At 72.3% G+C, this 24,129-nt stretch carries 28 protein-coding genes; 21 read left to right on the plus strand and 7 right to left on the minus strand.

Going from position 1 to position 24,129, the window contains the following annotated elements; translation table 11 throughout:
• Positions 1 to 36: 36 nt before the first annotated feature.
• The 3 genes from LY625_RS04275 to LY625_RS04285 are packed head-to-tail and all read left to right on the plus strand — an operon-like array spanning position 37 to position 3,392.
• Complete coding sequence (locus LY625_RS04275) at positions 37 to 870, plus strand: DUF4198 domain-containing protein (protein ID WP_233737768.1); 834 nt, start codon at positions 37 to 39, stop codon at positions 868 to 870.
• A 3-nt stretch (positions 871 to 873) separates the two neighbouring features.
• Positions 874 to 1,902 (plus strand): FAD:protein FMN transferase, encoded by a 1,029-nt coding sequence (locus tag LY625_RS04280; RefSeq protein WP_233737769.1) that lies wholly within the window; start codon positions 874 to 876, stop codon positions 1,900 to 1,902.
• Positions 1,899 to 3,392, plus strand: a complete 1,494-nt coding sequence (locus tag LY625_RS04285) for a sulfite reductase subunit alpha (protein WP_233737770.1) — start codon at positions 1,899 to 1,901, stop codon at positions 3,390 to 3,392. Before LY625_RS04280 ends, LY625_RS04285 begins: the two co-directional genes overlap by 4 nt.
• On the opposite strand, the gene LY625_RS04290 is transcribed toward LY625_RS04285, so the two are convergent.
• Both LY625_RS04290 and LY625_RS04295 read right to left on the minus strand, forming a co-directional pair.
• On the minus strand, positions 3,386 to 3,985 hold the full coding sequence (locus LY625_RS04290; protein WP_233737771.1) for a HutD family protein: 600 nt from the start codon (positions 3,983 to 3,985) through the stop codon (positions 3,386 to 3,388). The genes LY625_RS04285 and LY625_RS04290 overlap by 7 nt on opposite strands.
• Before the next feature lie 202 nt (positions 3,986 to 4,187).
• Complete coding sequence (locus LY625_RS04295) at positions 4,188 to 4,499, minus strand: ComEA family DNA-binding protein (RefSeq protein ID WP_233737772.1); 312 nt, start codon at positions 4,497 to 4,499, stop codon at positions 4,188 to 4,190.
• 224 nt (positions 4,500 to 4,723) lie between these two features.
• Between LY625_RS04295 and LY625_RS04300 the strand changes: the two genes are divergently transcribed.
• Genes LY625_RS04300 through murU form a run of 3 tightly spaced genes read left to right on the plus strand, consistent with a single transcriptional unit; the run spans position 4,724 to position 7,991 of the window.
• On the plus strand, positions 4,724 to 6,214 hold the full coding sequence (locus LY625_RS04300; RefSeq protein ID WP_233738327.1) for a M20 family metallopeptidase: 1,491 nt from the start codon (positions 4,724 to 4,726) through the stop codon (positions 6,212 to 6,214).
• A gap of 8 nt (positions 6,215 to 6,222) precedes the next feature.
• Positions 6,223 to 7,233: a phosphotransferase gene (locus tag LY625_RS04305; RefSeq protein ID WP_233737773.1), complete on the plus strand. Its 1,011-nt coding sequence runs from the start codon at positions 6,223 to 6,225 to the stop codon at positions 7,231 to 7,233.
• Between the two features lie 8 nt (positions 7,234 to 7,241).
• Positions 7,242 to 7,991, plus strand: a complete 750-nt coding sequence (murU, locus tag LY625_RS04310; RefSeq protein ID WP_233737774.1) for an N-acetylmuramate alpha-1-phosphate uridylyltransferase MurU — start codon at positions 7,242 to 7,244, stop codon at positions 7,989 to 7,991.
• Positions 7,992 to 7,999: 8 nt separating this feature from the next.
• Here the strand turns inward: murU and hda are convergent, their stop codons facing one another.
• Genes hda through LY625_RS04325 form a run of 3 tightly spaced genes read right to left on the minus strand, consistent with a single transcriptional unit; the run spans position 8,000 to position 10,965 of the window.
• A complete protein-coding gene (gene hda / locus LY625_RS04315; protein WP_233737775.1) occupies positions 8,000 to 8,752 on the minus strand; it encodes a DnaA regulatory inactivator Hda in 753 nt (250 codons plus the stop codon).
• Positions 8,749 to 9,903 (minus strand): AI-2E family transporter, encoded by a 1,155-nt coding sequence (locus tag LY625_RS04320; RefSeq protein ID WP_233737776.1) that lies wholly within the window; start codon positions 9,901 to 9,903, stop codon positions 8,749 to 8,751. The genes hda and LY625_RS04320 overlap by 4 nt, the downstream gene beginning before the upstream one ends.
• A gap of 3 nt (positions 9,904 to 9,906) precedes the next feature.
• Positions 9,907 to 10,965 (minus strand): DUF2066 domain-containing protein, encoded by a 1,059-nt coding sequence (locus LY625_RS04325; protein ID WP_343223467.1) that lies wholly within the window; start codon positions 10,963 to 10,965, stop codon positions 9,907 to 9,909.
• 273 nt (positions 10,966 to 11,238) lie between these two features.
• Here LY625_RS04325 and purM point away from each other — a divergent pair, with 273 nt between their 5' ends.
• The 4 genes from purM to LY625_RS04345 are packed head-to-tail and all read left to right on the plus strand — an operon-like array spanning position 11,239 to position 14,429.
• Positions 11,239 to 12,264 carry a phosphoribosylformylglycinamidine cyclo-ligase gene (gene purM / locus LY625_RS04330; RefSeq protein ID WP_255703332.1) on the plus strand — a complete coding sequence of 342 codons (1,026 nt, stop codon included), beginning with the start codon at positions 11,239 to 11,241 and terminating at the stop codon, positions 12,262 to 12,264.
• 4 nt (positions 12,265 to 12,268) lie between these two features.
• A complete protein-coding gene (gene purN / locus LY625_RS04335) occupies positions 12,269 to 12,952 on the plus strand; it encodes a phosphoribosylglycinamide formyltransferase (RefSeq protein WP_233737778.1) in 684 nt (227 codons plus the stop codon).
• An 8-nt stretch (positions 12,953 to 12,960) separates the two neighbouring features.
• Positions 12,961 to 13,731 carry a DUF3108 domain-containing protein gene (locus LY625_RS04340; protein WP_233737779.1) on the plus strand — a complete coding sequence of 257 codons (771 nt, stop codon included), beginning with the start codon at positions 12,961 to 12,963 and terminating at the stop codon, positions 13,729 to 13,731.
• On the plus strand, positions 13,731 to 14,429 hold the full coding sequence (locus LY625_RS04345; RefSeq protein WP_233737780.1) for a DUF3108 domain-containing protein: 699 nt from the start codon (positions 13,731 to 13,733) through the stop codon (positions 14,427 to 14,429). The genes LY625_RS04340 and LY625_RS04345 overlap by 1 nt, the downstream gene beginning before the upstream one ends.
• On the opposite strand, the gene murA is transcribed toward LY625_RS04345, so the two are convergent.
• Together murA and LY625_RS04355 are read right to left on the minus strand one after the other, a co-directional pair.
• The gene (gene murA, locus LY625_RS04350) at positions 14,422 to 15,678 is read right to left on the minus strand and encodes a UDP-N-acetylglucosamine 1-carboxyvinyltransferase (protein ID WP_233737781.1); all 1,257 of its coding nucleotides are present in this window, start codon (positions 15,676 to 15,678) and stop codon (positions 14,422 to 14,424) included. The genes LY625_RS04345 and murA overlap by 8 nt on opposite strands.
• The gene (locus LY625_RS04355) at positions 15,666 to 15,911 is read right to left on the minus strand and encodes a BolA family protein (RefSeq protein WP_233737782.1); all 246 of its coding nucleotides are present in this window, start codon (positions 15,909 to 15,911) and stop codon (positions 15,666 to 15,668) included. Before LY625_RS04355 ends, murA begins: the two co-directional genes overlap by 13 nt.
• A gap of 181 nt (positions 15,912 to 16,092) precedes the next feature.
• Between LY625_RS04355 and LY625_RS04360 the strand changes: the two genes are divergently transcribed.
• The 11 genes from LY625_RS04360 to LY625_RS04410 all read left to right on the plus strand — a co-directional run bounded on the left by LY625_RS04360 (position 16,093) and on the right by LY625_RS04410 (position 24,123).
• Positions 16,093 to 17,100, plus strand: coding sequence for a KpsF/GutQ family sugar-phosphate isomerase (locus LY625_RS04360; protein ID WP_233737783.1), 1,008 nt, complete (start codon positions 16,093 to 16,095; stop codon positions 17,098 to 17,100).
• Positions 17,100 to 17,654, plus strand: coding sequence for an HAD hydrolase family protein (locus tag LY625_RS04365; protein ID WP_233737784.1), 555 nt, complete (start codon positions 17,100 to 17,102; stop codon positions 17,652 to 17,654). The genes LY625_RS04360 and LY625_RS04365 overlap by 1 nt, the downstream gene beginning before the upstream one ends.
• Complete coding sequence (lptC, locus tag LY625_RS04370; RefSeq protein ID WP_233737785.1) at positions 17,651 to 18,217, plus strand: LPS export ABC transporter periplasmic protein LptC; 567 nt, start codon at positions 17,651 to 17,653, stop codon at positions 18,215 to 18,217. Before LY625_RS04365 ends, lptC begins: the two co-directional genes overlap by 4 nt.
• Positions 18,204 to 18,776: a lipopolysaccharide transport periplasmic protein LptA gene (gene lptA / locus LY625_RS04375; protein ID WP_233737786.1), complete on the plus strand. Its 573-nt coding sequence runs from the start codon at positions 18,204 to 18,206 to the stop codon at positions 18,774 to 18,776. The genes lptC and lptA overlap by 14 nt, the downstream gene beginning before the upstream one ends.
• On the plus strand, positions 18,776 to 19,495 hold the full coding sequence (gene lptB, locus LY625_RS04380) for an LPS export ABC transporter ATP-binding protein (RefSeq protein WP_233737787.1): 720 nt from the start codon (positions 18,776 to 18,778) through the stop codon (positions 19,493 to 19,495). Before lptA ends, lptB begins: the two co-directional genes overlap by 1 nt.
• A gap of 76 nt (positions 19,496 to 19,571) precedes the next feature.
• A complete protein-coding gene (locus LY625_RS04385) occupies positions 19,572 to 20,990 on the plus strand; it encodes an RNA polymerase factor sigma-54 (RefSeq protein WP_233737789.1) in 1,419 nt (472 codons plus the stop codon).
• Positions 20,991 to 21,060: 70 nt separating this feature from the next.
• Positions 21,061 to 21,390: a ribosome-associated translation inhibitor RaiA gene (raiA, locus tag LY625_RS04390; RefSeq protein WP_233737791.1), complete on the plus strand. Its 330-nt coding sequence runs from the start codon at positions 21,061 to 21,063 to the stop codon at positions 21,388 to 21,390.
• A gap of 4 nt (positions 21,391 to 21,394) precedes the next feature.
• Positions 21,395 to 21,856: a PTS sugar transporter subunit IIA gene (locus LY625_RS04395; RefSeq protein WP_233738328.1), complete on the plus strand. Its 462-nt coding sequence runs from the start codon at positions 21,395 to 21,397 to the stop codon at positions 21,854 to 21,856.
• Positions 21,853 to 22,833, plus strand: a complete 981-nt coding sequence (gene hprK, locus LY625_RS04400; RefSeq protein WP_233737792.1) for an HPr(Ser) kinase/phosphatase — start codon at positions 21,853 to 21,855, stop codon at positions 22,831 to 22,833. The genes LY625_RS04395 and hprK overlap by 4 nt, the downstream gene beginning before the upstream one ends.
• Complete coding sequence (rapZ, locus tag LY625_RS04405; RefSeq protein ID WP_233737793.1) at positions 22,826 to 23,734, plus strand: RNase adapter RapZ; 909 nt, start codon at positions 22,826 to 22,828, stop codon at positions 23,732 to 23,734. Before hprK ends, rapZ begins: the two co-directional genes overlap by 8 nt.
• Positions 23,731 to 24,123 carry a PTS fructose IIA subunit family protein gene (locus tag LY625_RS04410; RefSeq protein WP_233738329.1) on the plus strand — a complete coding sequence of 131 codons (393 nt, stop codon included), beginning with the start codon at positions 23,731 to 23,733 and terminating at the stop codon, positions 24,121 to 24,123. The genes rapZ and LY625_RS04410 overlap by 4 nt, the downstream gene beginning before the upstream one ends.
• Positions 24,124 to 24,129: the final 6 nt, after the last annotated feature.

Below are 24,129 nucleotides of genomic sequence, written 5' to 3' on the forward strand. Positions count from 1 at the left end.
GCACGACCGATTTCCGCTACCGACAGGAACCGCCCAATGAAGACGCCATCGACGAAGTCCAAGAAGCTGCACCTGATTGGCCTGGCCGCCGCCCTGGCGTTCTGCCTGGCGCCGCCCGCGTTCGCCCACAAGGCATGGCTGAAGCCGTCGGCCACGGTGTTTTCCGAGACCGGGGCCTGGATGACCGTCGACGCGGCGGTGTCCAACGACCTGTTCTACTTCAACCACGTGCCGCTGCGGCTCGACAACCTGCGCATCACCGCGCCCGACGGCAGCAGCCTGGAACCGGTGAACCCGGCCACCGGCAAGTACCGCAGCGTGTTCGACCTGCAGCTGGAGCAGGAAGGCACCTACCGGCTGAGTGTGGTCAATGACGGCCTGTTCGCCCGCTACACGCTCGACGGCGAGTCGAAGCGCTGGCGCGGCAGCCCGGCGGAGTTCGAGACGGCGATCCCGGCCGGCGCCAGCGATGTCGAGGCGTCGCAGACCCTGAGCCGGGTGGAGACCTTCGTGACGGTCGGTGCGCCGAGCCAGGACGTGTTCGCGACCACGGGCCAGGGCATCGAACTGGTGCCGGTGACCCATCCCAACGACCTGTACGCGGGCGAGGCGGCCACCTTCCAGCTGTTGCTCGACGGCGAGCCGGCGGCCGGGCTGGAGATCGAGATCGTGCCCGGCGGCACCCGCTACCGCGACAGCCAGGACAGCCTGGCGGCGACCACCGGGGCGGATGGCCGCTTCGAGGTGACCTGGCCGGAAGCCGGCATGTACTGGCTGGAAACCGGCAGCAGCGATGACCGGACCACGCTGCCACAGGCGAGCCAGCGCCGGCTGGGCTACGTCGCCACCTTCGAAGTCCTGCCGCTCTGACCGATGCCCTTCCGTCCCGTGCGCCTGTTGCTGCCGATCGTGCTGGTGACCGTGCTGCTGGTTCCTTTGGCCGGCAGCGCGACGCCATTGCAGCAGCTGTCGGGGCGGACGATGGGCACCACCTGGTCGGTGACGGTGGCCGCCGCCCCTGGCCGCCTGCCGGCGCTGCGTGAGGGCGTGCAGGCGCGGCTGGACGAGGTGGTCGCGCAGATGAGCACCTGGGAACCGGATTCGGACCTGAGCCGCTACAACCGGGCGCCTGCCGGCAGCTGGCATCCGCTGCCGGCACCGGCGGCGCAGGTGGTGGATGCGGCACTGGCGCTGGCGCGCGAGAGCGCGGGTGCCTTCGACCCCACCGTGGGACCACTGGTGGACGCCTGGGGCTATGGACCTGCCGGACCGCAGGCCGCCGCTCCGCCACCGGAGGCGCTGGCGGCCGCGCGCGCCCGGGTAGGGTGGCAGCACCTGCGGCTGCTGCCCGACGGCCGCTTGTGGCAACCCGGCGGGGTCAACGTGGACCTGTCGGCGATCGCCAAGGGCTACGGCGTCGACCGGGTCGCGGAATGGCTGCTCGGGGCCGGGGTGGAAAGCTTCCTGGTCGAGGTCGGCGGCGAGTTGCGCGGCCACGGCCGCAAGCCCGACGGCAGCCCATGGCGGGTCGCGGTCGAGCGCCCCGCCCCGGACGACTCGCGCCTGGACGACGTGCAGCTGGTCGTGCGCCTGGACGGGCTGGCGGTCGCCACCTCCGGCGATTACCGGCACCGCGACGAGCGCGACGGCCGCAGCGTGTCCCACATCATCGACCCGCGTACCGGCGCGCCGGTCACCCACGCCCTGGCAGCAGTGACCGTGCTGCACCCGCAGGCCATGCAGGCAGACGCGCTCGCCACCACCCTGCAGGTGCTCGGCCCGAGGCAGGGGCTGGAGTGGGCCCGGACCCGCGGCCTGGCAGCCCTGCTGGTGTGGCATGAGGGCGAGGGTTTCGGCAGCGCGATGACCCCGGCTTTTGCCGGCCACGTGGTGCAGCCATGAACGCCATGACCGGTGCGCTGTCGCACCGCCGCCGGCTGCGCGTCGATGCCGGCCTGGCCGGCAACCTGGCACTGGTGCTGCTGCTTGCCGCGCTGGCGGTGGCCCTGGCCTGCAGCCAGGCCGAGCCGTGGCGATGGCAGCTGCCCGGGACCGCTCGCCTGTGGGGCGCCGGCGCGCTGCTGCTCGGGCAGGCGGCACTGATCGGCGTGGTCCGCCTCCGCGCGTTGACGGACGCCGGCAATGCCGCGCAGGCCGGTCTGGTCGGGCCGGGTGACGCCGAGTGGCTGGTGGTGCACGCCAGCCAGACCGGCCAGGCCGAAGCGCTCGCACGCCAGGCCGCCGATGCACTCCGGGTTGCCGGCAGCGCGGTCGCCCTGCTCCCGCTGTCGGCGCTGGACCACGCCACCCTGCGGCACGCCCGCCGCCTCCTGCTGGTCGCCAGCACCACCGGCGAAGGCGATCCGCCGGACAATGCGGCACGCTTCGTGCGCCAGTGCCTGGGTGATGCCTCGATCCGGCTCGGGCAGCTGGAGTACGGACTGCTGGCCCTGGGGGATCGCGCCTACGGTGATTTCTGTGCGTTCGGCCACATGCTCGACGACTGGTTCCAGCGGGCCGGCGCCCGGCCGCTGTTCGGGATGATCGAGGTCGATGACCACGAACCGGCCGCGCTGCAGCGCTGGCGCGACCAGCTCGACCGCCTGGGTGTCCGTGTCGGGGCGGTGGGCGACGGGCCGCAGGCGCAGCCGTGGCGGCTGGCATCGCGCACCCTGCTCAACCCGGGCAGCCCCGGGGCCCCGGTGCACGACCTGGTACTGGAGCCGGCATCCGGCACGGTGCCGGCCTGGCATGCCGGCGACATCGCCGTGCTGCAGCCGCCCGGCGCGGACTCGCCACGCGAGTACTCGATCGCCTCCATCCCCGCCGAAGGCCACCTGCGGCTGCTGGTGCGCGAACAACAGCGCGCCGACGGCAGCCCCGGGCTGGGCAGTGGCTGGCTGGCCCGGGGGCTGGAGGTCGGCGCCGACGTGCAGGTCCGCATCCGCAGCAACCCGCGCTTCCATGCCCCGTCCGACGCGCGTCCGCTGGTCCTGGTCGGCAACGGGACCGGCGTGGCCGGGCTACGCGCCCTGCTGCGCGAGCGCATCGGGGCCGGGCGGCACCGCAACTGGCTGCTGCTGGGCGAGCGCACCGCCGCACACGATCGCCATTACGGCACGGAACTCGAACACTGGCGCGAGCGCGGCGCGCTGCAGCGGCTGGACCTGGCGTTTTCCCGCGACAGCGGCGGAGCGCGCTACGTCCAGGACCTGGTCGGCGCACACGGTGATGAACTGCGGCGCTGGATCGCCGATGGCGCCTCGATCCATGTCTGCGGCAGCCTGCGCGGGATGGCTCCCGGCGTGGACGCCGCGCTGGAAGCGCTGCTGGGCCGCGAGGCACTGGAGAGGCTGGCGGCCGACGGGCGCTATTGCCGCGACGTCTACTGAGGGCCGGCCGCCTTCGGCACCAGGCGCACCAGCAATGCCTCGCCGTGCCCGTCCAGCGGCTGCCGCAGCCGCTGCGCGCCCGCATGCAGCAGGGCGCTGTCCCCGGCCTCCAGCAAGGCACCATCCGCGGCACCGCCCAGCCGTGCCTGCCCCGCCAGCAGGTGCACCGCCCAGGTGCTGCCGGCGTCGGCGAACACCACCAGCGAACCGACCAGGGGCCGGTGCCACAGTTCCGCGGCGATGCTGGCGCGCCGCCACATCAGGTTGAACGCCCGCACCTGGCCGCCCAGCGGCACGCCGCGGACGGCGTCCTCGCCCGGGTAACGGTGGCGCCCGTGGGGCGGGTCGAGCCGTACGGTCCGGCCGCCGGTTTCCAGTGCGAGCCCCTCGCCGCAGAGCAGCAGCTGCTCGCGCTCGATGCCGGGAAAACGGGAGAACTCCGCCGGCGCGTCGATTTCGGCGATCGACAGGCGCCAGTCCCATCCCGCCGCGCCGGAACCGCCGCGGGCGATCTCGCGGGTCCAGCCCGCGCCGTTGCGCCAGCGCTCCCGGCGGTAGCCGTTGGCCGGAAGGAGGGTCAGTCGCGCTTCCATCTGCATGGGGCTCCGGACGGCCGGCCAGTCTAGCGCCAGCGTCCGGAGCCACGCAGGCACCCGCCACGAGTCCTTTCGTGGCGGGGCAGCGACACAGGTCCGGGCTTCCCCGGTGCCGGGGCATCCTGCTCCGGCGGAAGGGACGGTGATCCCTCCGTATGGGCCAGGCGCGGCCCCTTGGTCGTGCGTCCTGCAGCCGGGCTCAGGACCCGCTGCTGCCCTTGAGCACGATGCGGTCGCGGTTCTTCTCGACGGTCTTCAGGCCGACGCCCTTGACCTGGGCAAGCTGGTCGGCACTCTTGAACGGGCCGTGTTCGTCGCGGTAGTCGACGATCGCCTGGGCCTTCGACGGGCCGATGTTCACCAGCACCCGGTTGATGGTCTCGGCATCGGCGGTGTTGATGTCGACGGTCTCGGCGGCGAAGCCGGGGCCGGCAAGCGCCAGCGAAAGCACGGCGGTGGCCAGCAGGGCGCGCACGCGCCGGGGGAATGCGGAACTGGAAAGGGACTTCATGGCGACACTCCATTGTGCGGTTTGTGGATCCATCCACCGGGGCGGGCCCGGCAACCCGAAGTGTCCCGCCGCCCTGCTCCCCTGGCGATCGCCACGCCGGCCATCGCCCGGTGGGGCAACGCCGCCGGACCCGGTCGGAAAACCCCCACCCGCCCTGCGGCGGTAAACTGTCGGGCCCCACACAGCGAGGCCCGATCATGGCATCCAGCAACCCAGATTCCGCCATCGACTCCGCGTCCATCGAGCGCTTCGTCGCGGCCAAGTGGGATGAGGAGATCGTCCCGCAGCTGGTCGAGTACATCCGCATCCCCAACAAGTCGCCGATGTTCGACGCCAAATGGGTCGAGCACGGCTACATGGACCAGGCGGTCGAGCTGATGGAGGGCTGGGCCAAGGCGCAGTCGATCGAGGGCATGCAGCTGGAGGTGGTGCGCCTGGAAGGCCGCACGCCGCTGATCTTCATCGAGATCCCGGCCGCCAATGGCGGCAGCGACGAGGACTGCGTGCTCCTGTACGGCCACCTGGACAAGCAGCCGGAGATGACCGGCTGGGACGACGACCTGGGCCCGTGGAAGCCGGTGATCAAGGGCGACCGGCTGTACGGCCGCGGCGGCGCCGATGACGGCTACGCGATCTACGGCTCGCTGACGGCGGTCATGGCGCTGCGCGAGCAGGGCCTGCCGCACGCACGCTGCGTGGTGCTGATCGAGGCCTGCGAGGAGTCCGGCAGCTATGACCTGCCGGCCTATGTCGACCACCTCGCCGGGCGCATCGGCCAGCCTTCGCTGGTGGTCTGCCTGGACTCGGGCTGCGGCAACTACGAGCAGCTGTGGTGCACCACCTCGCTGCGCGGCCTGGCCGGCGGCAACTTCACCGTGAAGGTGCTGGACGAGGGCGTGCATTCCGGCGATGCCTCCGGCGTGGTCCCCTCCAGCTTCCGCCTGTTGCGCCAGCTGCTGTCGCGGATCGAGGACGAGGACAGCGGCCGGATCATCGAGGCGCTGCACGTGGAGATCCCCGCCGAGCGCGTCGCCCAGGCCCGCCAGGCGGCCCGGGTGCTGGGCACCGCGGTGTTCGACAAGTTCCCGCTGCTGGACGGCATGACGCCGATGAACGACGACCCGGCCGAGCTGGTGCTCAACCGCACCTGGCGTCCGGCGCTGTCGGTGACCGGGATCGACGGCATGCCTTCGCTGGACTCGGCCGGCAACGTGCTGCGCCCGCACACCGCGGTGAAGCTCTCGCTGCGCCTGCCGCCCACCCTGGACGGCAAGAAGGCCGGCGAGCTCCTCCGGCACGCCCTGCTCGACAACCCGCCCAACGGCGCCCACGTGGAACTGGACCTGGAGAAGTCCTCCACCGGCTGGAATGCCCCGGCGATGTCCCCGTGGCTGTCGGAGGCGGTCGAACAGGCCAGCCATGCGCATTACGGCAAGCCGGCGATGTACATGGGCGAAGGCGGCTCGATCCCGTTCATGGGCATGCTCGGGGAGAAGTTCCCGGGCGCGCAGTTCATGATCACCGGCGTGCTCGGGCCGCACTCCAACGCCCACGGCCCCAACGAGTTCCTGCACATCCCGATGGGCAAGAAGGTCACCGCCTGCGTGGCCCACGTGATCGCCCGCCACCACGCCGCCGGCCAGCGTGGCGAGACCCGCGGCGCGGCGGTTGCGGCCGACAGCGGAACCCGCCACGGCGACCACGGCTGCTGCTGAGCCCACCCATGTCCGCCACGGTCGACACCACGCGCGAACGGCAGCGCCTGGACTGGGCGCGCCTCGCCACCGGCCAGCCGGGCCTGTCGCTCCAGCGCGCCTCCACCGATGCCGGCTTCCGCAGCTACTGGCGGACCGCCGGCACCGGCGGGCCCAGCCTGGTGGTGATGGATTCGCCACCGGCTCTGGAAGACGTGCGTCCGTGGCTGCGCATGCACGGGCTGCTCGAGCGCGGCGGCGTGCGGGTGCCGCGCGTGCTCGCCCGCGACGCGGATGCCGGCTTCCTGCTGCTGGAGGACCTGGGCCGGCGCACCGCGTTGCAGGCAGTCGACGATGCCAGCGCCGACGCGATGTTCGAGGCCGCGTTCGACCAGCTGCTGCGCCTGCAGGCGATCGCGATCCCGGATGGCCTGCCCGCCTACGACGAAGCCCTGCTGGCACGCGAGCTGCGCCTGTTCGACGAGTGGTACCTGGGCCGCCACCTGGGCCTGGAGCTGGACCGCGGCGCACTGGAGGTCCTGGACCGGGTGTACCGCCGGCTGATCGACGCCGCCCTGGCCCAGCCCCGGGTCCTGGTGCACCGCGACTACATGTTGCGCAACCTGATGCCGCTCGCCGACGGCGCGGTGGCGGTGCTGGACTTCCAGGACGCGGTCCAGGGACCGGTCGCCTACGACCCGATGAGCCTGTTCAAGGACGCCTTCATCAGCTGGCCGCAGGCGCGCATCGACCAGTGGCTGGCCCGCTACCACGCACGCGCCTCGGCGGCGGGCCTGCCGCTCCCGGCCCTCGACCGTTTCCGCCACGACATCGACTGGATCGGCGTGCAGCGCCACCTGAAGGTGATCGGCATCTTCGCCCGCCTGCACCATCGCGACGGAAAGCCGAAGTACCTGGCCGACGTACCGCGCTTCTTCGGCTACCTGGACGGGGTGCTGCCGCGGTATCCCGAACTGGCGCCGCTGGCCTCGCTCATCGACCGGCTGGTGCGCCCGCGGCTGGCCATGGCCGGCGCCTGAGTCGGGCGATGCGTGCCCTCATCTTCGCGGCGGGCTTGGGCGAGCGGATGCGCCCGCTCACCGTGCACACCCCCAAGCCGTTGCTGCCTGCCGGCGGCAAGCCGCTGGTCGCCTGGCACCTGGAAAAGCTCGCGGCGATGGGCGTGCGCGAGGTGGCCATCAACACCAGCTGGCTGGCCGAGCGGTTCCCGCAGGTGCTCGGCGACGGCTCGCGCTGGGGCCTGCGGCTCCACTTCGTCCACGAGGGTCCCACTCCGCTGGAAACCGGCGGCGGCATGCTGCACGCGCTGGACCTGCTGGCGGCGGGCGGCGATGCGCCGTTCCTGGCGGTCAACGGCGACATCTGGACCGACCACGACTTCGCCGCCCTGCCCCGGGAGCCGGACGGCCTTGCGCACCTGGTGCTGGTCGACAATCCGGAGCACCACCGGCGCGGCGATTTCGTCCTGGACCCCGGCGGCCGGGTGTCCGATGGGCCGGGGGCAGGCGAGGACGCGCACGCACCGACGCTGACCTTCGCCGGACTGGGTGTCTACCGGCCCGCCCTGTTGCACGACTGGGCGCGGATCATCGGCGATGCACCGGGTGCCGGAGCGCACCCGCCGCGGTTCCGGTTGCCACCGCTGTTGCGTGCTGCGATGGCCGACGGGCGAGTGACCGGCGAGCACCACCGCGGACGGTGGACCGACGTGGGGACCCCGGAGCGGCTCGAGGCGCTGGACCGGGAGCTGGCCGGCACCGGGCCAGCCCGCGGCTGAAGCCGCGCCTACCGGTGCTGGTGGGGATCCACCGGGACCCCGGGGGCCTCGGCCAGGATCTCGCGCAGGAACGGCACGGTGATCCGGCGCTTGGCCGCCAGCGAGGCGCGGTCCAGCCGGTCCAGCAGCGCGGTCAGGCCGGCGAGGTCACGCTCGACCCGGCGCAACAGCCAGTCCAATGCCGCTTCCTCGAGCACCCAGCCACGACGGCGGGCGCGCTGGCGCAGCACCTCGCGGCGGCCCTCCTCGTCCAGCGGCTGCAGGATGATCCGCGTGCATTGCGACAGCCGCGAGCGAAGGTCGGGCAGCCCCGGTGGCAGCTCGTCGGGATTGCCCCGGGCCGCGTACAGCAGCCGGGCCCCTGCGGCAGTGGCGCGGTTGTGGGCATCGAACAGCGCCAGCTCATCCGGGCGCGAGCCGGCGACCGCCTCCAGGCCATCCAGCGCCACCAGGTCGTTGCCTTCCAGTGCGTCCAGTGCCTCGCCCAGGCGGCCGGCGGCGCTGGCCAGCGGCAGGTAGGCGGCACGGCGGCCGGTCCCATGCGCCAGCGCGCAGGTCGCCAGCAACAGGTGGGTCTTGCCGGTGCCGCGCGCGCCGGCGATGTAGGTCGAACCGGCCGCGCCGCCGGCCAACGCGCGCAGCTGGTCCGCCACGCCCGCGGGCAGGTCGACGAAGGTCTCAAGCCGCTGGTCGGCCGGGTACCGCAGCGCCAGGGGCAGCTGCGGCGGCTCCGCCGTGCGGCGCGGCCGGTCCGGCTTCACTCCTGCTCCGGCTCCCGCGGGTAGGCCGGGATGCGGCTGTCCCCGGTGAGGATCCCCACGTCATGTCCGGCGTACAGCCGGCTGTGGGTGTAGCGCTCCTCGGCGTAGCGCAGCAGCACGTTGGCGATCGCCGCGCACGGCAGCGCGATCAGCATGCCCAGGAAGCCGAACAGCGTGCCGCCGGCCATCACCGCGAAGATCACCGCCACCGGGTGCAGGCCGATCCGGTCGCCCACCATCTTCGGCGTCAGCCAGTAGCTCTCGATCACCTGTCCCACGCCGAACACCACCAGCACCCCGGCGATGTGCGGCCAGTCGCCGAACTGCACCAGCGCCGCCACGCACCCCAGGATCAGCCCGCTGGCCGGCCCGACGTAGGGCACGAAGGTCAGCAGGCCGGCGATGATGCCGATCAGCAGGCCCAGGTCCAGGCCCACCGCCCACAGGCCGAGGCCATACATCGCCCCGAGGATCAGCATCACCAGGAACTGCCCGCGCAGGAATCCGCCCAGCACGTCGCTGGACTGGGTCGCCAGGCGGCTGACGGTCGGCAGGTAGTCGCGCGGGATCAGCGAGGCGATCCGCGCCACCAGCAGGTCCCAGTCGCGCAGGGCGAAGAAGGTCACCACCGGCAGCAGCACCAGGTTGGCGGCGAAGGCCACCAGCGCGAAGCCCGAACGCGAGACGTAACCCAGCGCGGCGCTGGCGAACCCGCCGGCGCGTTCCCAGTTGTGGCGCAGCAGGTCGAACAGCCGGCTGAAGTCCAGCCAGGCCGAGATGTCGATGCCGGTGCGCGCCTCCAGCCACGGCAGCGCAGTGGCCAGCAACCAGCCGCGGTAGGACGGCAGCGCCGCGACCAGGGTCTGGATCTGGTCGCGGATCATCGGCACCAGCAACAGCACCACCAGGACCAGCATCAATGTCATCGCGGTGAACACCAGGATCACCGCGGTGTTGCGTGAGCGGCCCGAGCGCTGCAGCCGGTCGACCAGCGGATCCCCCAGCCAGCCCAGCAGGGCGCCGACCACGAACGGGGTCAGGACCGGCGAAAGCAGCCACAGCAGCCACAGCGTGAACAGCGCGACGGCGGCCCATTGCAGCCGTCGCAGGAAACGGGCGATCTCCTGCAGCGGGTCGGTGATCGGCTGCATGGGTCAGCGCAACCGGTAGGTGGCCACGCCCGACGCGGGTGCGGGAGCCGACGGCACGCTACCGAAGCCGGAATCGTCGAGCGTCCCGGCGGGATGCTCGGCCACCAGCACGTCGTCGCCCTCGACCATCAGGTTGAAACCCGGAAGCCCGGAGGCCAGTTGCAGCCGGTACTCCATCCGCCCGGGATCCGCCTGCAGCGGGCGGATCGCGCGGACCACCGCCAGCCCCTGGAGGTAGCCGGACAGGCGCAGGTAGTCCTCGGCGCTGTCGATGCCGGTGAAGGCGACGTGGTACTCGCCGGCCTCCCCGGCCTCGATGCGCTTGGCGTACCGGGCGACCAGCGCATCGGCGGCCCCATCGGCGCCGCTGGACAGCACCTGGCGCGGGCTGCCCCCGTCCTCCGACCACTGCGACAGCACCTCGCCGTCGTCGATGAAGGTCCAGTCGGCCCGCCACCCCCCGTCCTGCCGGTACATCTTGCCGACCAGCTGCATCGGCGAGCGGTAGCGCGAGGAGGCCGACCGGATCGCACCGGCATCGCCGCGCCAGATCGCCGCCACCAGCGCGCGCTCGGCGGCGTTGCCGCCGGGAAGGCCGAGCTGGTAGCCGCGCGTGCGCGCCCGGTCCAGGGTCGGACGCGCGGCCTCGGCCTGCGGCACGCCCACCAGCCGCGGGCCGCTGCCGTCGTCGATCGCCAGCCACAACACCGGCCTGGGTCGCGGGGTCGGCCACACCGGCAGGCCCAGGGCCGCGGCCAAGGCCTCCACCCGGTCCGGGTCGAACTGCACCACCAGGGTGGTCTTGAAAGTCGGCGCGCCGCTGGCCGAACGCCCCTCGTCCTGGCGGTAGTCGTAGCCCTTCACGTACTGGCCGGCCTGGCGCAGTTCGCTGCGCACCCCGGGAGCCGAGGCGGTGGAGCGGTCGCCCGACAGCTTGCCCAGCACCTGTGCCAGGGCCTGGCCGAAACCGCGTTCGCGCTCGCCCTCGGCCTGGCTGTTGACCTCGACCTCGGCCGAATACATCTCCGCCGCCCCCGCCCGGTCGCCGCCCTGCTGGGCCATCGCCGGAAGGGCCGCCAGCAGGCCGGCGAGCAGCAGCGCCAGCGTGGCCAGCCAGCGGACGGCCGCAGCGCGTGGATGTTCGATCAGGTGGCCGGTCGCACGCGCCATGGGAAGCTCCGCAGGTTGCAGCATCAGCAGCCCGAAATGGTGCCGCATGGGGGCTGGCGCGTCCATCGGGGCGCCCGGGGATGCCCGCGCGGTTGCTAGAATCGCGCCCTCCCCGCCCACCATGAGCCCGCCGTGACCTCCAACGCCCAGGACGACCGCAAGCCGCTGACCTACCGCGACGCGGGCGTCGACATCGACGCCGGCAACGAACTGGTCGAGCGCATCAAGCCGCTGGTCCGGCGCAGCTTCCGGCCGGAAGTGATGGGCGGGCTGGGGGGCTTCGGAGCACTGTTCGACCTGTCGGGCAAGTACCGCGAGCCGGTGCTGGTCTCCGGTACCGACGGCGTCGGCACCAAGCTCAAGCTGGCGCAGCAGCTCGGCCGCCACGACACCATCGGCATCGACCTGGTGGCGATGTGCGTCAACGACGTGCTGGTGCAGGGCGCCGAGCCGCTGTTCTTCCTCGACTACTTCGCCACCGGCAGGCTCGACATCGACACCGCCGCGGCGGTGATCGGCGGCATCGCCCGGGGCTGCGAGGAGGCCGGTTGCGCGCTGATCGGCGGCGAAACCGCCGAGATGCCCGACATGTACGCCCCGGGCGAGTACGACCTGGCCGGCTTCACCGTCGGCGCGGTGGAGAAGTCGCAGCTGCGCGACGGCGCCCGGGTCCGGGCCGGCGACCTGCTGGTCGGCATCGGGTCCTCCGGGCCGCACTCCAACGGCTATTCCCTGGTCCGCCGCATCCTCGCGCGCGCCGGCGACGTCGAGGGCATCGAGGTGGGCGGCGCGAAGCTGCTGGACGCGCTGATGGCGCCCACCCGGCTGTACGTCAAGCCGGTGCTGGAGCTGTTGCGCGGCGCGCATGGCGACTCGATCCACGGCATGGCCCATATCACCGGCGGCGGATTGAGCGAGAACATCATCCGGGTGGTCCCCGAGGGCCTGGGCATCGAGGTCGACGCCACCGCGCTGGCGCTGCCCCCGGTGTTCGACTGGCTGCAGCGCGAGGGCGCGGTGGCCGACGCGGAGATGTGGCGCACCTTCAACTGCGGCATCGGCTTCGTGCTGGTGGTCCCGCCCGCGGCCGCGTCGACGGTCGAGGGCGACCTGGACTCCGCCGGACTGGCCCACCGGCGGATCGGCCAGGTGATCGCCGCAGGCACTGGCGAGCGGGTGCGCATCGGCTGACGCGATGGCCGGGGACTACCGCATCGCCGTGCTCGCCTCCGGGCGCGGCAGCAATCTGCAGGCGATCATCGATGCGATCGCGGCCGGACGCCTGGACGCCCGCGTAGCCGGTGTGTTTTCCGACCGCCCGGCGGCGCCGGCCCTGCGGCGCGCGCGTGAAGCCGGCATTCCCGGCTCCGCGGTTTCGCCGAAGGACTGGCCCGACCGCGACAGCTGGGAGACCGCGCTGTTCGAGCGCATCGCCGCCGTGGCGCCCGACCTGGTCGTCTGCGCCGGCTACATGCGCCTGATCGGCCCCGCGGCGGTCGCCGCGTGGGCCGGGCGCATGATCAACATCCACCCCTCCCTGCTGCCCGCCTTCACCGGCCTGCACACCCACCGCCAAGCACTGGAGGCCGGCGTCGCCGAGCACGGCTGCAGCCTGCACTTCGTCACCACCGAGCTCGACGGCGGCCCGGTGATCAGCCAGGCCCGGGTGCCGGTCCTGCCCGGTGACGACGAAGCGGGCCTGGCGGCGCGGGTGCTCGGCCGCGAACACCCCCTGATGCTGGCCACCCTGCGGCTGTTGGCCGCCGGCCGCATCCGGCTGTCATCCTCGGCCGTCATGTTCGATGGTGAACCCCTGCCTGCGCCGCTGCGCCTCGATTCAGCCGACCTGCTGCATCGTCCAGATCTTCAACCCGACTGAGCCCCTCCATGCGCCACCTGCTCGCCCTTCCGCTTGCACTGCTGCTGCCGCTGGCCGCCCAGGCCCAGGACACCGCTTCGCAACCGGTTCCGGCCGAGCGCGAGGCACAGATCGCCGATGCCGACGTGCTGCAGCCCTTCGTGGCCAGCTACCGGGTCTACCGCGGCGGCAAGCACCTGGGCGAGGCGACCATGCAGGCGGTACGCCAGCAGGGCGCCCGCTGGCGCGCCGACCTGGTGATGCGCGGCACCCGTGGGCTGATCGGCGCGGTGGGGATCAATGCCGAGCAGAGCAGCGTGTTCGACGTGGTCGACGGCCGCTACCGCCCGGTGGCCCAGGCGACGGTCAACAAGACCGTGTTCACGCGCAAGCAGACGGTCGGCACCTACGATTGGAACTCGCGCCAGGCACGCTGGCAGGGCGACGTCAAGAACGACTGGCGGCGCGGCCCGCGTGAGCTGCAGGACGGCGACATGACCGGCCTGCTGATCAACCTGGCGGTGATCCGCGACGCGGCGCCGGGCAAGACACTCAACTACCGGTTCGTCGACGACGGGCGCACCCGCGAGCACACCTACGTGGTCGCCGATGAGCTCGAGTCGGTCAGGGCCGGCGAGCTGAGCTACAACGCCATGCGCGTGGAGCGGGTGGAAGACGACAACGAGGAGACCATCATCTGGGTGGTCCGCAACGTGCCCACGCCGATCCGCATGCTCCAGCGCGAGAACGGCGAGGACACCTACGACCTTCGCCTGATCGAATACAGAGGAATCGATTGATGCCGAGCCACACCACAGCACCGCGCGCCCGCCTGCCCGTCCTCGCCGCCGGTGCCGCGCTGGCCCTGGCCACCGCCCCGGCGCTCGCGCTGGAGGCCTTCAATGCGGACTACCAGGCCAGCTACATGGGCATGAAGGCCACCGGCACCATGACCCTGGCGCCGGAGGGCGCCGGCCGCTGGCGCTACAGCCTGGACATCAGCAACGCCCTGGCCAGCCTGAGCCAGAGCACGGTATTCGAGGCCCAGGGCGACCAGTGGCGGCCGCTCACCAGCCGCGACCGTTCCAAGGTGCTGGTGAAATCCAGCGACAAGACCGCCCGCTACGACTGGGGCAAGGGCGTCGCGCAATGGAGCGGCGACGTGAAGTCCGACCGTGCCGGGCCGATCAAGCTGCAGGCCGGCGACATGGACGCCCTGCTGATCAACCTGGCACTGGTACGGGACTGGCAGGCCGGCAAGCCGCTCAAGTACCGCATGGTCGACGACGGCCGGGTCAAGCAGCTGAACTACCGCGAGGCCGGCACCGAGCAGATCAGCATCGGCGGCCAGTCCCGCGAGGCCACCCGGCTGGTCCACGACGAGGGCGACAAGCAGACCCTGGTGTGGGTGGTGGAGGGCATGCCGGTCCCGGCGCGCATCCAGCAGCGCAAGGATGGCGAGGACGCCATCAACCTGACCGTGGTGTCGGTCAACTGACCCGCCGGATCCGCGCACCCAGGCCGGAGAGCTTCTCCTCGATGTTCTCGTAGCCGCGATCGAGGTGGTAGATGCGGTCGATGGTGGTCTCGCCGGAGGCCACCAGGCCGGCCAGGATCAGCGAGGCCGAGGCCCGCAGGTCGGTGGCCATCACCGGTGCGCCGCTCAGCCGTTCGACCCCGCGCACGACCGCGGTGGGACCGTCCACGCGGATGTCGGCGCCCAGCCGCAGCAGTTCGTTGACGTGCATGAAGCGGTTCTCGAAGATCGTCTCGTTGATGATCCCGGTGCCCTCGGCGATGCAGTTCAGGGCCATGAACTGCGCCTGCATGTCGGTCGGGAAGCCCGGGTGCGGGGCGGTGGTGATGTCCACCGCGCGCGGCCGCCGGCCGTGCATGTCGACGCTGACCCAGTCCTCGCCACAGGCCACCTCGGCCCCGGCCTCCGCAAGCGCGGCGAGCACCGCGTCCAGGGTGTCGGGGCGCGCGCGCCGGGCGGTCACCCGGCCACCGGTCATCGCCGCGGCGACCAGGAAGGTGCCGGTTTCGATCCGGTCGGGCACCACCGCGTGTTCGCCGCCGTGCAGGCGTTCCACGCCCTCGATCTCGATCCGGCTGCTGCCCTCGCCCCGGATCCGCGCGCCCAGCGCCCGCAGGCAGCGGGCGAGGTCGACGATCTCCGGCTCGCGCGCGACGTTCTCCAGCACCGTGGTGCCCTCGGCCAGGGTGGCGGCCATGAGCACGTTCTCGGTGGCGCCGACGCTGACCACCGGGAAGGTGTGGTGCGCGCCGCGCAGGCGTTCGCCACGGGCCTTGATGTAGCCGCCCTCCACCTCGACCTCCGCGCCCAGCGCCTGCAGGCCGCGGATGTGCAGGTCGACCGGCCGCGAACCGATCGCGCAGCCGCCGGGCAGCGAGACCTCGGCCCGGCCATGGCGCGCCAGCAGCGGCCCCAGCACCAGGACCGAGGCGCGCATGGTGCGCACCAGATCGTACGGGGCGACGTGGCCGCTGGCGGTGGTCGGATCCACGGTGATGCCGCAGCCGGCATCGATGCTGATGCCCGCGCCCAGTTCGGCCAGCAGCTTGGCGGTGGTCACCACGTCATGCAGGTGCGGCACGTTGGACACGTGAACCGGGGCGTCGGCCAGCAGCGTGGCGCACAGGATCGGCAGGACCGCGTTCTTGGCCCCGGAAATCCGGACGTCCCCGTCCAGGCGGACCCCGCCGCCGACGATTATCCGTGCCACGCGCCACCCGCCTCGCCGGGGGTCAGGGTCTGCAGCGCGAGGGCATGGATCTCGCCGCCCATGCGCTCGCCCAGCGTGGCGTACACCATGCGGTGGCGGGCCAGCGGCAGCTTGCCGGCAAAGGCTTCGCACACCACGGTGGCTTCGAAATGCACGCCGTCGTCGCCGCGCACGTCCGCGCGCGCGCCGGGCAGGCCTTGCTCGATCAGGGTCTTGATGGTCTCGGGGTTCAATTCACGGCTACCGGTGCAGGACCGGCCCACGCGAGGGGCGGGACGGCCGGATGGGTCGGACCCGCTATTGTGCGACATCGCCGCCACGCCCGCCGCCGCTGAACGGGCGCGGCTGCCGTGCCGCCGCGGTCACCGCGGGTCCCGGTAGAATCGGCCGCCCGCATACAAGGACACCTTGCCCGTGAGCGAACCGGCCGTCCCGCCCCAGACCCGAGAGCCCGGCGATTCCGGATTCGCCGCCAGTGGCCGTCGGGTGTTCCGGATCGAGGCCGAAGCACTGCAGGCGGTCGCGGCACGGCTGGACGGCGAGTTCACCCGCGCCTGCGGGCTGATGCTGGCCACGCCCGGGCGCGTGGTCTGCACCGGCATGGGCAAATCCGGCCATGTCGCCCGCAAGATCGCCGCGACCCTGGCCTCGACCGGTACCCCGGCGTTCTACGTCCACCCCGGCGAAGCCGGCCACGGCGACCTGGGCATGATCACCGACGCCGACGTGGTGCTGGCGCTGTCGTACTCCGGCGAGAGCGACGAGTTGCTGATGCTGCTGCCGGTGCTCAAGCGCCAGGGCAACCCGCTGGTTTCGATGACCGGCCGCGCCGACTCCACCCTGGCCCGCGCCGCCGACGTCCACCTGGACGTGAGCGTGCCCGAGGAGGCCTGCCCGCTGCACCTGGCGCCGACCTCGAGCACCACCGCCTCGCTGGCGATGGGCGACGCGCTGGCGGTCGCCTTGCTGGAGCACCGCGGCTTCACCGCCGACGACTTCGCCCGCTCGCACCCCGCCGGGGCCCTGGGCCGCCGCCTGCTGCTGCACATCAGCGACATCATGCATACCGGCCACCGGGTACCGAAGGTGCGCGGCGAGGCCACCGTCAGCCAGGCCCTGGCCGAGATCAGCGGCAAGCTGCTGGGCATGACCGCCGTGGTCGATGGCGAGGACCGGCTGCTCGGGCTTTACACCGACGGCGACCTGCGCCGCAGCCTGGATGCAGGGGTGGACGTGCGCAGCACGCCGATCGCCGAAGTCATGACCCGCGCCCCGCGCACCATCGGCCCGGAGGCACTGGCGGCCGAGGCGGCGCAGCTGATGGAGGCGCACAAGATCGGCGGTCTGCTGGTGGTCGACGCCGACGGGCGGGTGGTCGGCGCACTGAACATCCACGACCTGCTGCGGGCACGGGTGGTCTGATGGACGAGGTGATCCGCGCCGCCGCCCGCGTCCGGCTGGCCTGCTTCGATGTCGACGGCACCCTGACCGACGGGCGACTGGGTTTCGACACCGCCGGCCGCGAGAGCAAGTCCTTCCACGTCCACGACGGACAGGGGCTGGTGCTGCTGCGCCGCTTCGGCATCAAGGTCGCCTTCGTCACCGCGCGCACCAGCACGGTGGTCGAGCAGCGCGCGGCCGAGCTGCGCGTCACCGAGGTGCATACCGCGGTGCCCGACAAGCTGGCCCGGGTGCAGGACATCGCGGCCAGGCTGGGCCTGTCGATGGACCAGGTCGCCTTCATGGGCGACGACCTGCCCGACCTGCGGGTGATGGCCCATGTCGGCCTGTCGGCCGCGCCCGGCGATGCCCACCCGTGGGTCGCCGGCAGGGTCCACTGGCGCAGCGGCGCGCGCGGCGGCGCCGGCGCGGCGCGCGAGTTCTGCGACCTGCTGCTGCAGGCCCAGGGCCACGTCGAGGGGCTGCTGGCCGACCTGGTCCGGCCGGCCGGGGCACGCGCCGGGGGCACGGCATGAACTGGCGCGTGGTCGCCACCGTGGTCCTGCTGGGCGCGGCCGCCGCCAGCGGCTGGCTGCTGCTGTCCGGCAAGGACGCCCCGCCGCCCGAACCGGGCACCGCCACGGGCGACCGCCCCGACTACCTGCTCGAGGACTTCGAGATGGTCGCCCTGGATGCCCAGGGCCACGAGTCCTTCACCCTGCGCGCGCCCGCCCTCGCCCGCGATCCCGGCACCCGCGAGATGACCGTCGCGACCCCGCTGTTCCTGATCCCCCCGCGCGATGAGGGGGGCGATGCCTGGGAAGTCCGCGCCCGCACCGGTTGGCTCAGCGCGCGGGGCGAGGAACTGCGCCTGCGCGGCGACGTGCTGGCCCGCAGCGACGGCGTCGCACGCGCGCAATCCACCCTGAGCACCCAGGCACTGGACGTGTTCCCCGAGGATGACCGCATCGCCTCCAGCGAACCGGTGACCCTCGTGCAGCCCGGCACGACCATCCGTGGTACCGGCCTGGACGGGGATCTGGCCACGGCACGCTACACACTCCAATCGGAGGTCCGCATCCGCTATGTACGCAATTGATTCCCACAAGGCCGGCTGGTTCCTGGCGGCCCTGCTGCTGGCCGCGAGCCCGGCCGCGCCTGCCCGCCAGTCCGACCGCAACCAGCCGATGGACATCGACGCCGGCAAGGCCGAGACCGCGCTGGACGACTCCGCCCCCACCCTGCTGTCAGGGGGGGTGACCATCATCCAGGGAACCCTGCACGCGCAGGCCGACCAGGCCCAGATCACCGTGCGCGGCGGCGAGCCCTCGCGGGTGGTGCTGACCGGCGGGCCGGCCACGCTGCGCCAGCAGATGGACGACGGCACGCCGATGAACGCGGTCGCCGGGCGGATGGACTACGACGTCACCCGCGAGGTCATGGTGTTTACCGGCAACGTGCGGATCGAACAGCCACGCGGCGTCCTCAGCGGCGAGCGGGTGGTCTACGACATGGTCAGCGGCCAGGTCACCAGCGGCGGCACGGACGCGGGCCGGGTGAAGATGCGGATCATGCCGCGCAGCGGCGGCCAGGCCGGCGGTGCCACGCCCGCACCGGACGACGCCGGCAATGGCAACGGCTCCGGGGGAGAAGGCTGATGCTGGTTGCCCAGGGGCTGCGCAAGTCCTACCGCTCGCGCGAGGTGGTGCGCGATTTCGGCCTGACCCTTGATGCGGGCGAGGTGGTCGGGCTGCTCGGCCCCAACGGCGCCGGCAAGACCACCTGCTTCTACATGATCGTCGGCCTGGTGCCCGCCGATGCCGGGCGCATCGAGCTGGACGGTCGCGACATCAGCGGCGAGCCGATGTACCGGCGCTCGCGGCTGGGCGTGGGCTACCTGCCTCAGGAGCCCTCGGTGTTCCGCAAGCTCAGCGTCGCCGACAACATCATGGCGGTGCTGGAGTTGCGCGACGACCTGGACCGGGCCGGCCGCCGGCGCGAGCTGGAGGCGCTGATGGAGGAGCTGCAGGTGACCCACGTCGCCACCCAGGCGGGCGCGAGCCTGTCGGGCGGCGAGCGGCGCCGGGTGGAGATCGCCCGGGCGCTGGCCGGGAAGCCGCGGCTGATGCTGCTCGACGAGCCGTTCGCCGGCGTCGACCCGATCTCGGTCGGGGAGATCCAGCGGATCGTGACCCACCTCAAGAACCGCGGCATCGGCGTGCTGATCACCGACCACAACGTGCGCGAGACCTTGGGTATCTGCGACCGGGCCTATATCCTCGCCGACGGCGGTGTGCTCGCGCAGGGGGCTCCGGACGCACTGCTCGCAGATCCCGACGTCCGGCGCGTCTACCTGGGGGACACCTTCCGCCTCTGAGCATTCAGGGCTGTGGGCACGCCCGGAGTCGCAGCACGGCCGTCCGATACGACAGGCCACGTTAAGCTCACGGAAGATGAAACCCCGCCTCCAGGTCACCCTCGGCCAGCAACTGGTGATGACACCCCAGTTGCAGCAGGCCATCCGCCTGCTGCAGATGTCCGCCATCGAGCTCGAGGCGGAGCTCGCCGAGGCGGTGGAAAGCAATCCGTTGCTCGACTGGGTGGAAGCCGGGGGGCAGGAGGGCGCGTCCGGTGGCGATGCTGCGCCGGATGCCGGCGCCGGGGAGCAGGCCGGCCACGACGACGGCCCCAGCCCCGACGAGTGGGACCACGGCGAAGCCTGGCAACAGCGCACCGGGCCGGCCGATCCGGACGACGAATACGCTCCCGCCGAGCAGGTGGCCGGGAGCGAGAGCCTGCAGGACCACCTGCTCTGGCAGCTCCACCTGGGGCCGATGTCCCCGCGCGACCGCCAGATCGCCGTGGCCCTGATCGAGGCCATCGACGATGACGGCTACCTGCGCGAGGCCCCGGAAACGGTGGTCGCCGGCCTCGACGGCCCGGCTCCCTCGGATGCCGAGATCCAGGCGGTGCTGGCGCAGGTCCAGCGCTTCGACCCGGTGGGGGTGGGCGCCCGCGACCTGTCCGAGTGCCTGTGCCTGCAACTGGACGTGCTCGGGCCCGACACGCCGGGCCGCGACATCGCCCTGCGACTGGCCGGCAGCGCGCTGGAACGGCTGCCGCGGATGGAGCCGGCGGCACTGGCCGCCGAACTGGGCTGCGGACCCGGCGACGTGACCACCGCGATCGCCCTGCTGCGCTCCCTCGACCCGCGGCCCGGCGCGGCGCTCGGCGGGGTCTCCGGCGATACCTACGTCAGCCCCGACGTGGTCATCTGGCGCCAGGGCGGGGTATGGCGGGTCGGCCTGTCGGACAGCATGCGCCCGCGGGTCCATATCCACCGCGGCTACGAAGGCATGATCCGCCACGCCAGCACGGCCGATGCGAGCTACCTCAAGGGCCACCTGCAGGAGGCGCGATGGCTGCTGCGCAGCCTGGAGGCGCGTGGCGAGACCCTGCTCAAGGTCACCCGCTGCCTGGTCCGCGAGCAGGCGGGTTTCCTGGAGTTCGGCGACGGCGCGCTGCGCCCGCTGACCCTGCGCGAGGTGGCCGCCGAGATCGGCCTGCACGAATCGACCGTGTCCCGCGCGATCGCCCGCAAGTACGCCCGCACCCCGCGCGGCACCATCCCGCTGCGGGCCTTCTTCGCCTCCGGCGTGGGCGCCGGCACCGGCGGGGAGACGTCCAGCACCGCGATCCAGTCGATGATCCGCAAGCTGGTGGACGCCGAGGACCCGCGCAAGCCGCTGTCGGACGCCAGGCTTGCCAGCGCGCTCAAGGAGGCGGGGGTTCCGGTCGCCCGCCGGACGGTCGCCAAGTACCGCGAAGCAATGGGGATCGCCTCCTCCCAGGACCGCGTGCGAATGGCCTGACGGGGGTCATGGAACCCCGCTGCGGCTGCGATATGCTGGCCTCCCGCAGTGACGTATGGAGGTAGTGCCGATGCGTATCGAAGTCCATGGCCACGGTCTCGAGGTCACCGCCGCCCTGCACGACTACGTCGAGACCCGGTTCAAGCGGGTCCAGCGCTACCTCGAGCAGTCCGATGACATCCGGGTCCAGCTGAAGCTGGACAAGCCGCGCCACTGTGCCGAGGCCACCGTCACCCGCCACGGCCGCAGCCTGCACGTGGATGCCGTGGGTGATGACATGTACGCCGCCATCGACCTGCTCACCGACAAGCTCGAGCGCGCCCTGGTGCGGGCCAAGGAAAAGCAGCATGACCAAGCGCGCCGCAACGAGGGCCTGGCCCGAAGCGGCGGGTTCGGCTGACACCATGGCATTGCAGGGTTTGCTGGAAGCCGGGCGCGTGGCGATCGTCGACACGCCCGGCGACCGCGCGGCGGTCATCGAGGCCGCCGCGCGGCTGCTTGCCGGGCCACCGGCCGATGCCGCCATGATCGGCAGCGGCCTGGCCGAGCGCGAACGCCTGGCCAGCACCGCGATCGGCCACGGAGTGGCGATCCCGCACGCGCGGGTCGACGGACTGGAACAGGCCCGCGGCGCTTTCCTGCGGCTGTCCCCGCCGGTCGATTTCGGCGCCGCCGACGGCGAGCCGGTGGACCTGGTGCTGGCGATGGCGGTGCCGCAAGGCTCGATGCAGGGCCACCTGGAGCTGCTGGCCGAACTGGCCGAGCGCTTTTCCGACAACGGCTTCCGTGAGTGGCTGCGCCAGGCCGCCGACCACGGCGAGCTGGCGCGCCGGCTGCTGGACGGCGCCCGCCGGATCCAGGCATGAACGCGGACGGCTCCCTGCCGCGGGCGCGGATCAGCGCCGGCGAACTGTTCGCCCGGCAACAAGAGCGCCTGGGCCTGCGCTGGCTCGCCGGCCAGGACGGCGCCGGACGCAGCCTGGAAGCGGTCGAGTCGAGCGACCGCCGCCCCTCGCTTGCCGGCTACCTCAACACCATCTACCCCAACAAGGTGCAGATCCTCGGCACCGAGGAACTGGCCTGGCTGGACGAGCTGGATTCGCGCCAGCGCTGGGAAACCATCGGGAAGCTGATGCGCTCCGCCCCGCTGGCCCTGGTGGTCAGCAAGGACCGCGACTGCCCGCCGGACCTGGTCGAGGCGGCCGACGAATCGGCCACCCCGCTGTGGGTTTCCAGCCTGCGCGGCCACGAGTTGCTCAACCACCTGCAGTACCACCTGGCGCGGGCACTGGCGCCCCGGATCACCCTGCATGGGGTGTTCATGGAGATCTACTCCATCGGCGTGCTGATCACCGGCGACGCCGGTTCGGGCAAGAGCGAGCTGGCGCTGGAGCTGATCAGCCGCGGTCACCGGCTGGTCGCCGACGACGCGCCCGAGTTCACCCAGATCGCGCCCGACGTGCTCGACGGCCGCTGCCCGGAGATGCTCCGCGACCTGCTGGAGGTGCGCGGGCTCGGGGTGCTCGACATCCGCCAGATGTTCGGCGACACCGCGGTCAAGCCGCACAAGTACCTGCGGCTGATCATCCACCTGCAGCGCGTCGCCGGCCCCGGCGCGGTTGCGGGCGAGGACGGCCTGCAGCGGCTGACCGGCGACAACCGGGTGCGACCGGTGCTCGACCTGGACGTCCCCATGACCACCCTGCCGGTGATGCCCGGGCGCAATCTGGCAGTGCTGGCCGAAGCCGCCACGCGCCTGCACAGCCTGCGCTCCAAGGGCATGGACCCGGCGACCGCCTTCATTGCGCGGCACAGCAGCTTCCTGGAGCGCGGCGATGGCTGACACCTCCCCTTCCCTGTCCGACCCGGTCCTGCAGGCCGCCACCAGCCTGGTGGTGGTCAGCGGCATGTCCGGTTCGGGCAAGTCGGTGGCCCTGAAGACCTTCGAGGACCTGGGCTACTACTGCGTCGACAACCTGCCCGCGGCGCTGCTGCCGGACTTCGTGCACTCGGTCGCCGGCGATGGCGGCGGACCCACGCTGCTGGCGGTCGGCATCGACGTGCGCAACACGCATGGCGACCTGACCGCGATTCCCGGGTGGCTGTCGGAGGTCGGCAAGCTCGGCCTGGACCCGCGGCTGATGTTCCTCGACAGCGACAGCGACGTGCTGCTGCGCCGCTACGCCGACACCCGCCGGCGGCACCCGCTGAGCCACTACGGCCTGTCGCTGGCCGATGCCATCGCGCTGGAGCGGCAGGTCCTGCGGCCGTTGCGGCAGATGGCCGACCTGGTGATCGACACCAGCACGATGAACGTGCACCAGATGCGCCGGCGGATCATCACCGAGTTCGGCCTGGGCGACGACTCCACGGTCTCGCTGCTGTTCGAATCCTTCGCCTACCGCCACGGGGTGCCACCGGACGCGGACTTCGTGTTCGACGCCCGCTGCCTGCCCAACCCGCACTGGGACCCGGTGCTGCGTCCGCTGTCCGGGCGCGACCGCGCGGTCGCCGAGCACCTGGACCACCAGCCGGAGGTGCAGGAGTTCGCCGATCAGGTCGGCCGCTTCCTCGACACCTGGCTGCCACGGCTGCGCGCCGGCAACACCCGCAGCTACGTCACCGTCGCCTTCGGCTGCACCGGCGGGCGGCACCGCTCGGTCTACCTGGCCGAGGCGATGGCCGAGCGCGCCCGCGACCAGGGCTGGGACGAGGTCGCCGTGCACCACCGGGAGCTGGACTGATGGTCGGCGTGCTACTGGTCACCCACGAGGGCGTGGGGCCGGCACTGCTGGCCACCGCCGAACGCCTGCTGGCGCGGTTGCCGCTGCCGGCCACCACGCTGGAGGTGGCCTTCGACGCCTCCCCCTCGCAGGTACTGCCCGCGGCCAGCGCGGCCATGCGCAAGGTCGACCGCGGCGAGGGCGTGCTGGTGCTGACCGACCTGTACGGCGCCAGCCCGGCCAACCTGGCCGCCGAGCTGTCACGGCTGGGGACCCCGGTACGGCGCGTGTCCGGCGCCAGCCTGGCAATGCTGCTGCGGGTGATGAACTACCCTGAACTGGCGCTCGACGAGCTGCCCGCCGTGGCCGCCGCCGGTGCCCGCAACGGCGTGGTGCTGGACGATGCCTGATACGGA

The organism is Lysobacter sp. GX 14042 (assembly GCF_021390425.1).
Taxonomy (GTDB): domain Bacteria; phylum Pseudomonadota; class Gammaproteobacteria; order Xanthomonadales; family Xanthomonadaceae; genus Novilysobacter.

Coding starts and splice junctions, on each gene's coding strand:
- LY625_RS04275 (WP_233737768.1), top strand. CDS start 37: ATGAAGACGCCATCGACGAAGTCCAAGAAGCTGCACCTGATTGGCCTG.
- LY625_RS04280 (WP_233737769.1), top strand. CDS start 874: ATGCCCTTCCGTCCCGTGCGCCTGTTGCTGCCGATCGTGCTGGTGACC.
- LY625_RS04285 (WP_233737770.1), top strand. CDS start 1,899: ATGAACGCCATGACCGGTGCGCTGTCGCACCGCCGCCGGCTGCGCGTC.
- LY625_RS04290 (WP_233737771.1), bottom strand. CDS start 3,985: ATGGAAGCGCGACTGACCCTCCTTCCGGCCAACGGCTACCGCCGGGAG.
- LY625_RS04295 (WP_233737772.1), bottom strand. CDS start 4,499: ATGAAGTCCCTTTCCAGTTCCGCATTCCCCCGGCGCGTGCGCGCCCTG.
- LY625_RS04305 (WP_233737773.1), top strand. CDS start 6,223: ATGTCCGCCACGGTCGACACCACGCGCGAACGGCAGCGCCTGGACTGG.
- murU (WP_233737774.1), top strand. CDS start 7,242: ATGCGTGCCCTCATCTTCGCGGCGGGCTTGGGCGAGCGGATGCGCCCG.
- LY625_RS04320 (WP_233737776.1), bottom strand. CDS start 9,903: ATGCAGCCGATCACCGACCCGCTGCAGGAGATCGCCCGTTTCCTGCGA.
- LY625_RS04325 (WP_343223467.1), bottom strand. CDS start 10,965: ATGGCCCAGCAGGGCGGCGACCGGGCGGGGGCGGCGGAGATGTATTCG.
- purN (WP_233737778.1), top strand. CDS start 12,269: ATGGCCGGGGACTACCGCATCGCCGTGCTCGCCTCCGGGCGCGGCAGC.
- LY625_RS04340 (WP_233737779.1), top strand. CDS start 12,961: ATGCGCCACCTGCTCGCCCTTCCGCTTGCACTGCTGCTGCCGCTGGCC.
- LY625_RS04345 (WP_233737780.1), top strand. CDS start 13,731: ATGCCGAGCCACACCACAGCACCGCGCGCCCGCCTGCCCGTCCTCGCC.
- LY625_RS04365 (WP_233737784.1), top strand. CDS start 17,100: ATGGACGAGGTGATCCGCGCCGCCGCCCGCGTCCGGCTGGCCTGCTTC.
- lptC (WP_233737785.1), top strand. CDS start 17,651: ATGAACTGGCGCGTGGTCGCCACCGTGGTCCTGCTGGGCGCGGCCGCC.
- lptA (WP_233737786.1), top strand. CDS start 18,204: ATGTACGCAATTGATTCCCACAAGGCCGGCTGGTTCCTGGCGGCCCTG.
- lptB (WP_233737787.1), top strand. CDS start 18,776: ATGCTGGTTGCCCAGGGGCTGCGCAAGTCCTACCGCTCGCGCGAGGTG.
- LY625_RS04385 (WP_233737789.1), top strand. CDS start 19,572: ATGAAACCCCGCCTCCAGGTCACCCTCGGCCAGCAACTGGTGATGACA.
- raiA (WP_233737791.1), top strand. CDS start 21,061: ATGCGTATCGAAGTCCATGGCCACGGTCTCGAGGTCACCGCCGCCCTG.
- LY625_RS04395 (WP_233738328.1), top strand. CDS start 21,395: ATGGCATTGCAGGGTTTGCTGGAAGCCGGGCGCGTGGCGATCGTCGAC.
- hprK (WP_233737792.1), top strand. CDS start 21,853: ATGAACGCGGACGGCTCCCTGCCGCGGGCGCGGATCAGCGCCGGCGAA.
- rapZ (WP_233737793.1), top strand. CDS start 22,826: ATGGCTGACACCTCCCCTTCCCTGTCCGACCCGGTCCTGCAGGCCGCC.